Here is a 14,605-nt window from a genome sequence, read left to right on the forward strand (position 1 = left end):
TTTTTATCAAACCCTGGATGCACTCATCTCACGTGGTAAAGCTGGATAGTGAAGCAGCGACCCTGGCACTTGGAGAACAGCTTGCAACCCTGTTTCATCCGGGCCTGACCGTATTCCTGTATGGCGACCTGGGGGCGGGCAAAACCACGCTTGCACGCGGCATCCTGAAAGGGCTGGGTCATCACGGTAAAGTCAGAAGCCCCACCTATAACCTGGTTGAAATCTATAAACTTTCTAGGTTATACTTGTATCACTTTGATTTTTATAGATTCAATGACTCATTAGAGTGGGAAGAAGCAGGTTTTCGGGAGTATTTCAATCAGGATTCGATCTGCCTGGTGGAATGGCCTGAAAAAGCAGGGGAATTTCTGCACGCGGCTGATCTGGAAATACGGATCAGCTATTCTGGAACAAGAAGAATCGCTGAATTTAGCGCGGCAACAGAGGCGGGAGAACAATGCTTATCACACTGGCAAAAACGGGTATCCGATTGAATCGATTCAGCACCAGATTACTCACCTGCTTTTCACTTCTTGTTGCAACTCTCTTCCTGCCGCCGCTTTCATACGGCAACGGAGCGGTTGCCGGAACGCAAATCACTGCTGCCCGCTATTGGGCCGACTCTGCGTATACCCGCCTGGCGATGGACGTGAGCAAGCCGGTCAAATACAAGATCAGCACACTCGATGCCCCCAAAAGAATTGTCATGGACATCGAAAATGTTTCATTCCCCGGTGCACTGGGTGATTTACCGGCCAAACTCAAATCACACGATCCGCTGATCAAAACACTGAAAGTCAGCCGATTCACCCCACAAACCACCAGACTGGTCGTCGAACTGAAAACCGATGCGGTACCCAAAGCTTTTGCACTGGCTCCTGCCGAGCAATACGGACACCGTCTGGTACTGGATATTCACGCCAAGCCGGCTGATAAAGCCCGGAAAACTGAATATACCGATCCGCTGATGGCGCTATTACAGAAAGATACCCAGCCGGCAGTCACTCCTCCCACCCGGCCCGTTGCTCAGAAAGCGACTCCGAACCTCGTCATGGCTGCGATCAACCGCCAGCCTGCAGGCAAACGAACCTTTGTCGTTGCAATCGATGCCGGACATGGTGGCAAGGATCCGGGAGCGGTCGGCCCGCAAGGTACCATGGAGAAAAATATAACCCTGTCGATCGCCAAAAAGCTCAAGGCCAGAATCGACCGGGAACCCGGTATGCGTGCCGTACTGGTTCGTGACGGAGATCATTTCATTTCACTGGCAGGACGCCGCATCAAGGCAAGACAGGCCAATGCGGATCTGTTCGTATCCATCCACGCCGATGCTGCACCACGCAGGGAAGCGCATGGTGCTTCCGTTTATGCCTTATCGGAAAACGGCGCAACCTCTACTACGGCAAGCTGGCTGGCAAAAAAAGAGAATGAAGTCGATCTGCTCGGTGGAGTCAAGCTGGATGACAAGGATCGTTATCTGAAGCAAACACTCATCGATCTGTCCATGAATGCTACGATTGACGACAGCGTCCGGCTGGCAAGCCATGTGCTGAATGAAATCGGATCGGTCAACCATCTGCACAAAAGAAATGTCGAGCAGGCAGGGTTTGCGGTACTCAAATCACCTGATATTCCGTCCATTCTGGTTGAAACTGCTTTCATCAGCAATCACACCGAAGAAGCGAGACTCAATTCCGAGGCTTATCAGAACAAGCTGGTCGATGCAATATCTGCCGGGCTCAAGCGTTATTACGGTGGCAAAGGCTGGAAAACACGCGTAGATGTGGCAGATACCCGGTGACGAAACAGCCTTGCCGGGCTCCATTATAATTGTGTGAAACGACCTGTTACGGGTAGATCAGCTCCAGCTTGTACCCCACAGCATCGAGGCTGCTCGTATTCAAAAAACACTGGACCTGTATTTCACTATCTCCGCCCAATACTGACTGATCTGTTACAGAATCAAGATAATCTTCGGCAGTAAAAATCCGGCTGGCAAGCGGCTTTTCATCAGAATCAGTCAGTGTCAGCAGCAATGCCGGCAATGCTTGTGGAAAGGGTGCGTGGTTGCGGATGATTGCAGATAACGCCACGACATCAGGCTCTGCGGGAGAGCTTACACGCAAATCTGAAGATTCCAGACTCAACAGATGGAGATGGCGCGGTAAGTCGATCTCACATTGCATCAAATCACAATAGCTATCCAGTGCCGGCTGGAATGCAGGAAAAGCAATAAAGATTTCAGTACGATAGGCATGCACAAACTGGCCCAGCAGCAATAACAGCAGTAATGCATTGGGTATCAGCCACCAGCGGGAAGTTTTCCGTGTGGACAGTTGAACACCGAAATGATCTGCAGGAAAAGATGATTCTGCAACTGGTACTACAGCAACATTACCGGATTCGAGGTAGTCCGGAGCTGATTCAGCAGATCGTGCAGCAGGCTGAATACATGTCTCCGGGACCACGATCAGTGCCACGAACCCGTTGAATACCTGCCTGCACTGCCCACAGCGAACATCGCCATTGCACGAATGCAACTGTATTCCTGTGAGGCGGAAAACCGCATGGCAGACCGGACACCGTGTGACCAGCGTCATGCAAAACCACCACCTGATTTTTGACCTGCAAGCAGCACCCACCCCTGCTCTTTTGCTGCAATATGCATATCGAACCATTCGCTGTAAACCTGCAACACCTCATCAGCCTGGGTTTCCAGTATTCCTGAAAGCACGATACGCCCGCCGGGCTGCAAAGCTTTCATCAGAACAGGTGCCAGCATAATCAGAGGGTTGGCCAGTATATTGGCTACCACTATGGTAACCGGAGCCCATTCAGCACTGGCACGATCATCCTCCACGAGTGGAGGCAATACGGTAGTAAATAACAATCTGTCCGGGTCACAGAAATTATTCCGGGCATTATCCAGACTGGCAGTGATGGCATTGGGATCAATATCCATCCCCGTGACCCGATCTGCACCGAATTTCAGTGCAGCTATCGCCAGGATACCCGAGCCACAGCCATAATCGAGCACACTGTCACCGGGTTGAAGGAATTGATCCAGCCAGGTAAGGCATAACCGGGTAGTCGGATGGCTGCCCGTACCAAAAGCCAGGCCAGGATCCAACCTTAGACTGATTGCTGCAGGATCTGGCGGTTCATGCCAAGATGGAACCACCCACAGCCGCGAGGAAATTCTGATCGGTTCGAATTGTGCCTGCGTCAGCCTGACCCAGTCTTGCTCCATAACCTGTGCCAGCTGGTACTCCGGCAATGCAGGCAACCCGATTACCTCAGCAACCCCCTGTATGATCTCATCGATATTGGCATTTTCTTCCAGCAGCACCGTTACTTCCGCCTGCTGCCAGAATTGATCCAGAGGTGCGCCGGGCTCACCGAACAGAGGTTGTTCCTGGCTGGTTCCCTCCCCCGCATCATGCACATCGACCGACAATGCACCTCGTTCCAGCAGCCGGTCACCTACCAGATCGACGTAATCGGATCCAATTCTAAAAGTCAGGGATAGCCAGGACATCGCCAAAGCGGGTAACAGAATTTCTCACTATCGCATCAGGTCGATTTTTTGTTATACAACGCGAGTTTACCTTCAAGATGATGAATGGAAACGGGGCCGGACAGGAAATTGCAATCTGTCAGAAGGTCGAGATGCAACGGTATATTGGTTTTGATGCCTTCAACGATCATTTCCGTCAATGCTATACGCATACGGGCAATAGCCAGGTCGCGATCATCGCCATAGGCAATTACCTTGGCAATCATGGAATCGTAGTAAGGTGGTACACGATAGTTGTGATAGATATGTGAATCAACCCTGATTCCCGGGCCGCCCGGAGCATGGTATTGAGTGATGCGCCCGGCCGATGGGGTCAGTTTATAGGGATCTTCCGCATTGATACGGCATTCTATGGCATGGCCCTTGAACACGATATCCTTCTGCTGCAAAGACAGCTTTTCTCCGGCTGCCACACGAATTTGCGCCTGAACCAGATCGATCCCGGTGATCGCCTCCGTTACCGGATGTTCGACCTGCAACCGGGTATTCATCTCAATGAAATAAAATTCATTGTTCTCGTAAAGAAATTCAAAAGTCCCGACACCGCGATAATTGATACGCTTGCAAGCCTCGACACACAGCTCCCCGATTTTGTCACGCAACTGTACAGAAATACCGCGGGCAGGTGCTTCTTCAATGATCTTCTGATGGCGACGTTGCATAGAGCAATCCCGCTCCCCCAGATGAACGACATTGCCGTACTCGTCGGCCAGTACCTGAAATTCGATATGACGAGGGTTTTCCAGGTATTTTTCTGCATAAACAACCGGATTGCCGAATGCAGTCTGCGCCTCGTTACGTGTCGTAATCACCGCGTTTGAAAGCGCTGCTTCGGTATGCACCACACGCATACCGCGCCCTCCACCGCCTCCGGCCGCTTTAATGATGACCGGATAGCCTATTTCTTTAACGATCTTCTTTACCTCATCGAGAGATTCCGGTAATGCACCACCGGAACCCGGTACACAAGGTACCCCCGCCTGTCGCATGGCATTTTTGGCACTGACTTTATCCCCCATCAACCGGATCGTATCCGGCCGGGGTCCAATAAAGAAAAAGCCGCTTTTTTCCACTCTCTCGGCAAAATCCGCATTCTCGGATAGAAAACCGTAACCCGGGTGAATGGCTTCAGCATCGGTGACTTCAGCCGCACTGATAATGGCAGGAATGTTCAGATAACTCTGTGCAGAGGCTGCCGGGCCGATACACACCGACTCATCGGCCAGTTTGACGTACTTGGCCTCAGCATCTGCTTCAGAATGAACGGCTACTGTTTTAATACCCATGGTGCGACATGCCCGCTGGATGCGCAGCGCGATCTCACCACGATTTGCGATCAATATTTTTTCAAACATAAAAATTAGGTGCTGGGAACCTGGTCTGGATGGATGCTTGAGAATTCAGGAAATCACCCCGGGAAATCATCATTCGATGACAAACAATGGCTCTCCATATTCAACCGGCTGGCCATTCTCCGGCAAAATGGTCTTGATTTTGCCGTCACGGTCAGCCTCGATTTCGTTGAGCAGCTTCATGGCTTCGATGATACACAGCGTTTCTCCGGATTTCACATATTGCCCGATTTCGACAAATGGCTTCGCTCCGGGAGCTGAGGCACGGTAGAAAGTCCCTACCATGGGGGATTTAACGATATGTCCCTCCGGCAGACCAGGTTTATCCGGTGCATCAGTCTCGCTCACCGTAGCTGTTACCGGCCCTGCCGGAGCAGGTGCATGATATTGCGGTACTATTGTGGCAGTCGATTGTGTCAGGGTTATGGATTTGCTGATACGTACTTTTTCTTCACCTTCAGTCACTTCCAGCTCGGTAATACTGTATTCTTCAACTAATTCAATCAATTTTTTGAGTTTTCTCAAATCCATATTTTCCTCCGGGGCGGATCCCGTCCATAAACACTCTGATTTGTCTTCAGGTTCGAAATTTTTTTGTTTCCTGATAACGATCGTTGACCGATCTGGAACCGAATCAGTTCATCTGATTTGTATTGCTATTCATTTCAATTATCGGAATCTGCCTGATTGTGGATAAAATCTTTTCAGCGACGCCACCCTGTCCATACTATTTATCTGGTCAAAGCAAATTGAAGCGCCAGTTCATATCCCGCAGCACCCAAACCACTGATGACCCCAACTGCGATATCCGAGAAATAAGAGGTACGACGAAATGATTCACGAGCATAAACATTGGAAAGATGGATTTCCACAAATGGCAGGCTGGTAGCAGCCAAAGCGTCACGCAGGGCAATACTGGTATGTGTCAGTGCGGCCGGGTTGATGATAATGAAATCGGTACCATCACTCATGGCCCCCTGCACCCGGTCGATCAACTCATGCTCAGCATTGCTCTGAAAGATACTCAATGCTACAGGTGCTGCCTGCGCTTTGACCGTCAGATTCCTGTTAATATCTTCCAGTGTTGTTTGCCCGTAGACGGCGGGTTCTCTTCTGCCCAGAAGATTCAGATTGGGGCCATGGATCACCAGGATATTTGCAGCCATATCGACCATTCATTTACGATGGCCAATTATGTCCTTTTCTCCTGATATTGTACAGTTTTTTATGTATTTTCCCCGAAGTTACAGCAAAATACCTGATTCTGGCAAATTACAGAGTTGCTGATTCAGAGGCTGCCTCATTTATCTCTTGCAAACAAATACTGTCGAACGGAAATGGCAAGTGATTTTATAGTGATTGGCGCAGGAATCATCGGCCTTTCCACTGCGCTTCGATTACTTGAAGAAGGTGCATCAGTCACCCTGCTCGATCGCCGGGAAGCAGGGTGTGAAGCCTCATGGGCGGGTGGAGGTATTTTGTCTCCTTTATATCCATGGAATTATTCGGATTCCGTAACCCGCCTGGCTGCGTACAGTATGTCACGCTATCCGGAGTGGACGGCAGCACTGAATACAGCCACTGGTATCGATCCCGAATATCAGATCTGCGGGCTTGTCATTCTTCCACCTTGCGATCCAGAGGCAGCCGTCAACTGGTGCTCCGCCCATGCGGTACGGCTGACATACCTCTCATCCTCACACCATGGCGGATTATCCTGGGCTCACATCAACGACGAACAGGGAAACGCTCAGGCGCTGTTTCTCCCTGAAGTTGCTCAGGTTCGCAATCCACGTCTGCTACAGGCGTTATACAAACGTATCAGACAACTGGGCGGAAAGATCATCGAGCATTGCGAAGTCCAGGAACTGGAGATATCCGGTCAGAAAGTTCATGCCATCCGGACACCATCTGAAAAACACTCTGCTGATCAGTACATTCTTTCAGCTGGTGCCTGGAGCAGAAAAATTCTCGGAGAACATGCACTGAATCTCGCAATAAAACCCATTCGCGGGCAAATGCTTTTATACAGGCTGCCGGGAAATCCGCTTTGCTCCATTGTGTTGCAACGAGATCTCTATCTCATTCCGAGACGTGATGGACACTTGCTGGTGGGTAGCACGATCGAGGACACAGGATTTGATAAGCAGATCACCCTCGATGCAAAAAACAGGCTGTCCAGCTGGGCGGAAGAAATCCTGCCACAACTGAAAAATACGCCACTCCTGAAACATTGGTCGGGCCTGCGCCCCGCCACACCCGACAATATCCCGATAATCGGCCCACACCCGTTTCTTGAAAACCTTTATATCAACAGTGGACACTTTCGCTATGGTGTAACGATGGCGCCCGGCAGTGCGGAAATACTGGTGAACGAAATCCTGAAACGTACTCAACCTTTTGATGTCACCCCGTATCAGAGGGGGTGGCATCCATCCGAATAATGTCAGATATATTTATTGAAACTCACAGGTTCAGCTTTCGGTAGCGGAAAAGTTACCGATTCAAGAACCCCGGACAATTCTTCGATTATTACACCCTGGTTTGACTGTTTTGCTGCAATCTGTTCAAGACGTTCGAGCACCTGCTGAACCAGTATTTCCGGAGCAGACGCACCAGCAGTAATTCCGATACACCGTTTATTGGTCAACCAGCTCTCTTGCAACTGCTCTGCCTGATCAACCATGTAAGCTTCTACATTCTCATTTCTTGCCACCTCACAGAGGCGATTGGAATTCGAACTGTTCGGTGACCCTACCACGACGACCAGATCACAAAGCTTGACCAGCTTCTTGACCGCATCCTGACGGTTTTGTGTGGCATAGCAGATATCATCTTTCTTGGGACCGATAATTTTTGGAAAACGCTGCTTCAGCGCTTCGATCACACGTGCTGCATCATCGACCGACAAAGTCGTCTGGGTAACGTATGCCAGATTACTTTCGTTCTTGACTTGAAGCCTGGCCACATCTTCCGCCGTTTCCACGAGATACATCGTGCCCTTGCTTTTTGCAATCTGCCCCATGGTTCCCTCGACCTCAGGATGACCCTGATGGCCGATCATGACGATTTCCTTACCTTCCTTATCCATTTTTGCCACTTCGACATGTACCTTGGTCACGAGCGGGCAGGTCGCATCGAATATCTGCAGTTTACGAGCGGCTGCTTCCCTTCTCACCTCATGAGAAACACCATGCGCACTGAAAATGAGCATACTCCCTTCCGGTACTTCCTCGAGATTCTCCACGAACACCGCTCCTTTTTTCTCCAGGTCTTCAACTACGAAGCGGTTATGGACAACTTCATGCCTTACGTAGATAGGTGCGCCATACATCGCCAGCGCACGCTCGACGATTTCAATGGCCCGGTCAACCCCCGCGCAGAATCCTCTCGGGTTCGCAAGCAATACTCTGATCATCAGCCTGTTTCTCCATAGTTTGTGTACAAGTCCGATTATAAAATAATCCTGAAAAGGTTTTGAGTTTTCATCTCAGAAGCGATATCTTGTTTCATCTGTAACTAAAGCAGTATTACAGCGACTCGTGTATCTGGTTCGATTATGTTCAAACTCGCAATAAAACGATTTTTATTGTTTCACCATACATAATCCTCTTAAAATTTCGCTGTATACTCTCGCGATATTTACGTTACGCTGCAAAAACAACTTAACTGGCTTCGGAACTTGACAGTTTTATTGGGAATTTCCTGATGGGTGCGCTGGCTTTTTATACTTTCATCTACTTTGTCGGGCATTTTGCTGCACTCGGCCTGAATATCATTACAAACAAAAAACTACTCAGACATCGCTGGGCTGGTCTGGCTGGTGTAATTATCGTAGCAATCATGCATGGGTATAAAATCATTAGCACCACTCCCCCGTCAGGTCACGATGACGATACGCTGTATGCGCTCAGTTATTTCGTCATCTTTCCAGTAGTGGTCATCAGTGCAGTTCTCTTTTATCTGAGCGAAAAAGATAAAAAAGACGGCGGTTCAAAATAATCACTGCCTTACTCAATATATTCCGCCTCTCTCTGATACATGACTTCACCGTCACCTGACCAGGTCATTCGCCAGGAAATCCTTGCACTGTCAGCCTATCATGTCCCCCCTGCCAAGGATATGGTCAAGCTGGATGCAATGGAAAACCCCTACCGGTTGCCCCCTTTTTTATGTGAAGAAATCTCCCGGATAGCGGCAGACACATCCATCAATCGTTACCCTGATCCACACGCCGCCGCGCTCAAGGAAGTGCTCAGTACCACATTATCCGTTCCGGCCGGAATGGAAATCATGCTGGGCAATGGTTCAGACGAAATCATTCAGATCATCATGCTGGCGGCAGCAAAGCCGGAAGCAAAGCTGCTGACGATCGAACCGGGATTTGCCATGTTCAAAATGATTGCTACATTCGCGAACATGCAGTATATCGGAATTCCCCTGAAACCTGATTTTTCGCTAGATATCGACAGGATGCTCGCAGCAATCGAGCGCCATCAGCCTTCCGTCATATTCCTGGCCTACCCGAATAATCCGAGCGGCAATCTGTTCGATACCAGCGCTCTGGAAAAGATCATCGAAATATCCCCGGGACTAGTCGTAATCGATGAAGCCTATCATCCTTTTGCCGGAAAAAGTTTCATTGGCAGGCTTGCCGATTATCCCAATCTGCTGGTCATGCGGACACTTTCGAAACTGGGACTGGCCGGACTCCGCCTGGGGCTCCTGGCCGGCAGACCGGAGTGGCTATCTCATCTGGAGAAACTGCGCCTGCCCTATAATGTCAATGTGATTACCCAGCTTGTTGCGACAAAAATCATGCAGCACTATGATGTGTTGCAGCAACAGGCAGATGCAATCAGACAAACACGTACCAGATTACGCACTTTCCTGGAAAATCTGAATGGAATCGAGGTGTTCCCTTCGAATGCCAACTTCATTCTGTTCCGTCTCGATGGGGCCAGCCAGATTTTCAGATTGCTTCAGCAGCATGGCATTCTGGTGAAGAATCTTGACAACAGCCACCCCTTATTAAAAAATTGCCTCCGTGTAACGGTAGGCACACCTGAAGAGAATGATCGTTTCTGCAACACACTGCAAGACCTGATCGCAGGAAATTAACCGGAAAACCGAACACGACATCCGTTCGAATTTAAATGCTCATGCGTACAGCACAAGTCACCCGCAATACTCAGGAAACACAAATCACGGTAACGATCAACCTGGACGGCCAGGGAAAAGCGGAATTGGACAGCGGAGTTCCTTTCCTTGATCACATGCTCGATCAGATTGCCCGTCACGGCATGTTCGATCTGAGTGTTGCCGCAAAAGGTGATCTCCATGTCGATGCACACCATACAGTGGAAGATATCGGCATCACACTGGGCCAGGCGCTGAATCGTGCAGTCGCTGACAAGAAAGGACTCGTGCGCTACGGACATGCTTATGTACCTCTCGATGAAGCCTTGTCCAGAGTCGTCATCGATTTATCGGGCAGGCCCGGTTTGCAGTTCAACACCACATTCACACGCGCAGTCATTGGTAATTTCGATGTCGATCTGATCCAGGAATTCTTTCAAGGCTTTGTCAATCATGCCATGGTAACGCTACACATAGACAATCTGACCGGTAAAAATGCGCATCATCAGGCTGAAACCATTTTCAAAGCATTTGGCCGGGCGCTGCGTATGGCGGTAACAACCGACCCGCGCTGTGATAACCTTATCCCATCCACCAAAGGCGTGCTGTAGACAAAACACCCTGAACATTCTGATACAAACATGAACTCGATTGCCGTCGTTGATTACGGAATGGGCAACCTGCGATCAGTATCCAAAGCACTGGAATATGTCGATTCATCTGCTGTCGTCACTGTAACCAGTGATCCCGAAACCATCCGATCTGCCGCACGCGTCGTTGTTCCCGGTCAGGGTGCGATGCCTCATTGCATGCAGGCGCTGGATGACCAGGGTTTACGCGAATCAGTTATCGAGGCTGCTAAAAACAAGCCTTTCCTCGGTATCTGCCTTGGGTTGCAAATGCTGTTCGAGGAAAGTGAAGAAGGCAATATTCGTGCACTGGGCATTCTGCCTGGCAGAGTCAAAAAACTGGAATCTACGGATACAGCCGATAGCGACATTCCGAAAATCAAGATCCCTCATATGGGCTGGAACCAGGTTCACCAGACTCTGGAGCACCCGTTATGGCACGGGATCGATACCGACACACGTTTTTACTTCGTTCACAGTTATTACGTGGCAACAGATGAACCGCAAATAGTGGCAGGCAGCACCGAATATCCGGTTCCATTCACCTGCGCAGTGGCCAGGGATAATATTTTTGCCATTCAGTTTCACCCTGAGAAAAGTCATTCTGCAGGACTGGCGTTATTGAGTAATTTCCTGAAATGGACGCCCTGATAACATTCAGCTCTTTCCTTGTTTTTATCTTATTTTTCAACCCTGATCATCAACCCAGATAAACCTGTATGCTGATTATTCCTGCTATCGATCTGAAAGATGGACATTGTGTCCGACTGAAGCAAGGCATCATGGAAAATGCCACAGTATTCTCGGAAAATCCTGAAACAGTAGCACTGCACTGGCTGGATAACGGAGCACGTCAACTGCACCTGGTCGATCTCAATGGTGCATTTGCCGGAAAACCCAAAAATGGCGAAGCAATCCGTGCGATCGTCGAGGCTGTCGATGGCAGAATTCCAATCCAGCTGGGCGGAGGAATACGCGATCTGGAGACCATAGAATACTATCTGGATAATGGCATCACCTACGTGATCATCGGAACGGCAGCAGTCAAAGTACCTGGTTTCCTGCACGATGCCTGCTATGCGTTTCCAGGCCAGATTATGGTCGGGCTGGATGCCAAGAGTGGAAAAGTGGCCGTCGACGGCTGGTCCAAGGTAACCGGCCATGATGTCATCGATCTCGCTAAAAAATTCCAGGATTACGGCGTGGAAGCAATCATCCATACCGATATCGGCCGCGATGGTATGCTCAGCGGGCTCAATATCGAAGCCACCGTGGAACTTGCTCAGGCACTGACGATTCCTGTCATCGCCAGTGGGGGTGTAACCAATCTGGATGACATCAGAAAATTGTGTGAAGTCCAGTCTGAAGGAATTACTGGCGTCATCACCGGCCGTGCGATTTATCAGGGCTCACTTGATTTCAAAGAGGCTCAAGCCCTGGCAGATCAACTGGATGCAGCAACTATTTGATCGGTTCAGTTATGTCCCATCCGAATATCATTTGCACTCACAGCACATTTTTTACCCTGTCTCTCTTCTATTCAGCCTGCTTCTGACAATTTCTGATCAATGGGATTAGCCAAACGTATCATCCCCTGTCTTGATATCAAAGATGGGCGCGTCGTCAAAGGAGTCAATTTTGTCTCGTTGCGGGATGCGGGAGACCCGGTCGAAATTGCCCGCAGCTATAATGAACAGGGCGCTGACGAGCTCGTTTTCCTCGATATTACCGCCAGCTCGGAAAATCGCGACTTAATTCTGCATATCGTCGAAAAAGTCGCCGCACAGGTGTTCATCCCACTGACAGTAGGCGGAGGCGTCCGTAAGGCCGAAGATGTACGCAGGCTTTTGAACGCAGGTGCAGACAAAGTCAGCATCAACACCTCAGCGGTATTGAATCCGATGCTGATCAAGGAATCAGCAGATCACTACGGCTCCCAGTGTATCGTGATCGCAATCGATGCCAGACAAATACCTGATGCAAATCCTGAATCTCCACGCTGGGAAGTATTTACCCATGGCGGACGCAAACCCACTGGAATCGATGCAATTGAATGGGCTCAAAAAATACAAGCCCTGGGCGCCGGAGAAATTCTGCTAACCAGCATGGATCGTGATGGTACGCGTTCCGGATTCGATCTCACACTGACACGTGCAATCTCCGATTCAGTCGATTTACCGGTCATTGCAAGTGGTGGTGTCGGTCATCTGGATCATCTGGTGGAAGGTATTCTGGCAGGCCATGCCGATGCCGTACTGGCAGCAAGCATTTTCCATTATGGCGAGTACAGTATCCTACAAGCCAAACAATATCTGTCATCGCACGGGATAGAAGTTCGCCTGTAACAAAATAGGATTATCTTTCCTTGATTCCTATATAACCCTAGCTTCAGCTCGATCAGGAGTGCCCTTTTACCTGGCATTATTGCCCTTGCATTTTAAAAATACCCTTGAAACTGTTAAGATCGCCCGAAGAAACAAAAGAACACGTGGAGCACGTCAATGACAGACAAGTGGCTTGACACAATCAACTGGTCGGCAGACGGCCTCATTCCAGCTATCGCACAAGATAAAAACAACGGTAAAATTCTGATGGTCGCCTGGATGAACCGCGAAGCACTCAAACGTACTGTCGAAAGCGGTGAAGCGGTTTACTGGTCACGCTCCAGAAAAAAACTGTGGCATAAAGGCGAGGAATCCGGGCATACCCAGAAAATCAGTGCGATCCATCTCGATTGCGATGAAGATATCCTTCTCCTCAGTGTGGAACAGAAAGGAGGAATTGCTTGCCATACAGGCAGACAAAGTTGCTTCTTCCGTCAATTGAAAAATGGAGAATGGGTCGTCACAGAACCTGTTATCAAAGACCCGTCACAAATTTATACCAAATGACAGCATCGACCATACTGCAGCGGCTGGCACGGACAATCGAAGCACGAAAGAACGCTGATCCTTCCATCTCTTATACGGCAAAATTGCTGAACAGCAGCCAGGATAAGGTGCTGAAAAAAATTGCTGAGGAAGCCGCTGAAACCATCATGGCTTGCAAAGACAATGACAGAGAACAGATCATTTATGAAACGGCAGATTTATGGTTTCATTGTCTGATCATGCTCACCCGGCATGACATTTCGCCGGAAGATATATTGCGGGAACTGGAACGCCGGGAAGGAATATCCGGCATCGAAGAAAAGTTATCGCGATCCCAACCCAACAAAACTGAGTAATATGGAAGACTGTCTATTCTGCAAAATCGTCCGTGGAGAAATCCCGGCCACCAAAATCCATGAGGATGAGGATACACTGGTATTTCTCGATATCCATCCGGCAGCACCCGTACATCTGCTGGTGGTACCCAAACAGCATATCGGATCACTGAGTGAAGTCGATGCGAGCCATCAGCAGTTACTCGGTAAAATGTTGTGGCTGGCTCCCCGGCTGGCAGCCAGTCAGGGATGTACAGATGGATTCCGAACCATTATCAACACCGGCCGAGTAGGCGGACAGGAAGTGTTTCATCTTCACCTTCACGTTATCGGAGGGAAGGATCGTCTGCCCGCCATGGTTCACCACGACTAACCGTTCAAGGAGCAAATGATGGGAAGTTTCAGTATTTGGCACTGGCTGGTTGTTCTGGCAATTGTCGTCCTGGTATTCGGGACCAAAAAACTGCGCAATCTTGGCAGTGATCTGGGCGGAGCAGTCCGTGGATTCAAAGAGGGAATGAAAGGGGCTGAAGAAGAAAGCACTCCGCCCCCCCCGGCTCAGCAGGTCACCGGCCATTCGATCAAAAGTGAAATAGAAGAAAAAGATCAGACGAAAGTGTGATCTGACACATGGCTCTCCGCAATTACCGGGACAGGATGCTCGGGATAATCTCCAAGTGCAGTTCAACAATGTTCGAATCTG

Annotated in this window: 19 protein-coding genes; 13 read left to right on the plus strand and 6 right to left on the minus strand. The window is 49.5% G+C overall.

Going from position 1 to position 14,605, the window contains the following annotated elements; translation table 11 throughout:
• Positions 1–17: 17 nt before the first annotated feature.
• Both tsaE and B5D58_RS01185 read left to right on the plus strand, forming a co-directional pair.
• The gene (gene tsaE / locus B5D58_RS01180; RefSeq protein ID WP_011111280.1) at positions 18–494 is read left to right on the plus strand and encodes a tRNA (adenosine(37)-N6)-threonylcarbamoyltransferase complex ATPase subunit type 1 TsaE; all 477 of its coding nucleotides are present in this window, start codon (positions 18–20) and stop codon (positions 492–494) included.
• Positions 458–1,801 (plus strand): N-acetylmuramoyl-L-alanine amidase, encoded by a 1,344-nt coding sequence (locus B5D58_RS01185; protein WP_143023656.1) that lies wholly within the window; start codon positions 458–460, stop codon positions 1,799–1,801. Before tsaE ends, B5D58_RS01185 begins: the two co-directional genes overlap by 37 nt.
• A gap of 46 nt (positions 1,802–1,847) precedes the next feature.
• Here B5D58_RS01185 and B5D58_RS01190 read toward each other — a convergent pair whose 3' ends face one another.
• From B5D58_RS01190 to aroQ, 5 genes are all read right to left on the minus strand, one after another.
• The gene (locus B5D58_RS01190) at positions 1,848–2,600 is read right to left on the minus strand and encodes a zinc-ribbon and DUF3426 domain-containing protein (protein WP_011111278.1); all 753 of its coding nucleotides are present in this window, start codon (positions 2,598–2,600) and stop codon (positions 1,848–1,850) included.
• Positions 2,597–3,538, minus strand: coding sequence for a 50S ribosomal protein L11 methyltransferase (gene prmA / locus B5D58_RS01195; protein ID WP_011111277.1), 942 nt, complete (start codon positions 3,536–3,538; stop codon positions 2,597–2,599). The genes B5D58_RS01190 and prmA overlap by 4 nt, the downstream gene beginning before the upstream one ends.
• A 35-nt stretch (positions 3,539–3,573) precedes the next feature.
• On the minus strand, positions 3,574–4,932 hold the full coding sequence (accC, locus tag B5D58_RS01200) for an acetyl-CoA carboxylase biotin carboxylase subunit (protein ID WP_011111276.1): 1,359 nt from the start codon (positions 4,930–4,932) through the stop codon (positions 3,574–3,576).
• A gap of 69 nt (positions 4,933–5,001) precedes the next feature.
• Positions 5,002–5,460 carry an acetyl-CoA carboxylase biotin carboxyl carrier protein gene (gene accB, locus B5D58_RS01205; RefSeq protein WP_011111275.1) on the minus strand — a complete coding sequence of 153 codons (459 nt, stop codon included), beginning with the start codon at positions 5,458–5,460 and terminating at the stop codon, positions 5,002–5,004.
• 200 nt (positions 5,461–5,660) lie between these two features.
• Positions 5,661–6,095 (minus strand): type II 3-dehydroquinate dehydratase, encoded by a 435-nt coding sequence (aroQ, locus tag B5D58_RS01210; protein WP_041357065.1) that lies wholly within the window; start codon positions 6,093–6,095, stop codon positions 5,661–5,663.
• A 171-nt stretch (positions 6,096–6,266) separates the two neighbouring features.
• Between aroQ and thiO the strand changes: the two genes are divergently transcribed.
• Complete coding sequence (gene thiO / locus B5D58_RS01215; RefSeq protein ID WP_011111273.1) at positions 6,267–7,373, plus strand: glycine oxidase ThiO; 1,107 nt, start codon at positions 6,267–6,269, stop codon at positions 7,371–7,373.
• Between the two features lie 2 nt (positions 7,374–7,375).
• Here the strand turns inward: thiO and ispH are convergent, their stop codons facing one another.
• Entirely contained in the window at positions 7,376–8,347 is a 972-nt protein-coding gene (gene ispH, locus B5D58_RS01220) for a 4-hydroxy-3-methylbut-2-enyl diphosphate reductase (protein WP_011111272.1), read from the minus strand.
• Positions 8,348–8,637: 290 nt separating this feature from the next.
• Between ispH and B5D58_RS01225 the strand changes: the two genes are divergently transcribed.
• The 10 genes from B5D58_RS01225 (at position 8,638) to tatA (ending at position 14,524) form a co-directional block, all read left to right on the plus strand.
• Positions 8,638–8,931 (plus strand): hypothetical protein, encoded by a 294-nt coding sequence (locus B5D58_RS01225; protein WP_011111271.1) that lies wholly within the window; start codon positions 8,638–8,640, stop codon positions 8,929–8,931.
• A 39-nt stretch (positions 8,932–8,970) separates the two neighbouring features.
• Positions 8,971–10,050 (plus strand): histidinol-phosphate transaminase, encoded by a 1,080-nt coding sequence (hisC, locus tag B5D58_RS01230; RefSeq protein WP_011111270.1) that lies wholly within the window; start codon positions 8,971–8,973, stop codon positions 10,048–10,050.
• A 41-nt stretch (positions 10,051–10,091) separates the two neighbouring features.
• Positions 10,092–10,679 carry an imidazoleglycerol-phosphate dehydratase HisB gene (gene hisB, locus B5D58_RS01235; RefSeq protein ID WP_173251287.1) on the plus strand — a complete coding sequence of 196 codons (588 nt, stop codon included), beginning with the start codon at positions 10,092–10,094 and terminating at the stop codon, positions 10,677–10,679.
• 30 nt (positions 10,680–10,709) lie between these two features.
• Positions 10,710–11,348 (plus strand): imidazole glycerol phosphate synthase subunit HisH, encoded by a 639-nt coding sequence (hisH, locus tag B5D58_RS01240; RefSeq protein WP_011111268.1) that lies wholly within the window; start codon positions 10,710–10,712, stop codon positions 11,346–11,348.
• A gap of 68 nt (positions 11,349–11,416) precedes the next feature.
• Positions 11,417–12,166 (plus strand): 1-(5-phosphoribosyl)-5-[(5-phosphoribosylamino)methylideneamino]imidazole-4-carboxamide isomerase, encoded by a 750-nt coding sequence (hisA, locus tag B5D58_RS01245; RefSeq protein ID WP_011111267.1) that lies wholly within the window; start codon positions 11,417–11,419, stop codon positions 12,164–12,166.
• 99 nt (positions 12,167–12,265) lie between these two features.
• Positions 12,266–13,042, plus strand: coding sequence for an imidazole glycerol phosphate synthase subunit HisF (gene hisF, locus B5D58_RS01250; RefSeq protein ID WP_011111266.1), 777 nt, complete (start codon positions 12,266–12,268; stop codon positions 13,040–13,042).
• Between the two features lie 156 nt (positions 13,043–13,198).
• Complete coding sequence (gene hisI, locus B5D58_RS01255) at positions 13,199–13,588, plus strand: phosphoribosyl-AMP cyclohydrolase (RefSeq protein WP_011111265.1); 390 nt, start codon at positions 13,199–13,201, stop codon at positions 13,586–13,588.
• Complete coding sequence (locus B5D58_RS01260; protein ID WP_011111264.1) at positions 13,585–13,923, plus strand: phosphoribosyl-ATP diphosphatase; 339 nt, start codon at positions 13,585–13,587, stop codon at positions 13,921–13,923. Before hisI ends, B5D58_RS01260 begins: the two co-directional genes overlap by 4 nt.
• Position 13,924: 1 nt before the next feature.
• Positions 13,925–14,275 carry a histidine triad nucleotide-binding protein gene (locus B5D58_RS01265; RefSeq protein ID WP_011111263.1) on the plus strand — a complete coding sequence of 117 codons (351 nt, stop codon included), beginning with the start codon at positions 13,925–13,927 and terminating at the stop codon, positions 14,273–14,275.
• 18 nt (positions 14,276–14,293) lie between these two features.
• On the plus strand, positions 14,294–14,524 hold the full coding sequence (tatA, locus tag B5D58_RS01270) for a Sec-independent protein translocase subunit TatA (RefSeq protein ID WP_011111262.1): 231 nt from the start codon (positions 14,294–14,296) through the stop codon (positions 14,522–14,524).
• Positions 14,525–14,605 lie beyond the last annotated feature (81 nt).

Source organism: Nitrosomonas europaea (assembly GCF_900167395.1).
In the GTDB taxonomy this organism is placed as follows: domain Bacteria; phylum Pseudomonadota; class Gammaproteobacteria; order Burkholderiales; family Nitrosomonadaceae; genus Nitrosomonas; species Nitrosomonas europaea.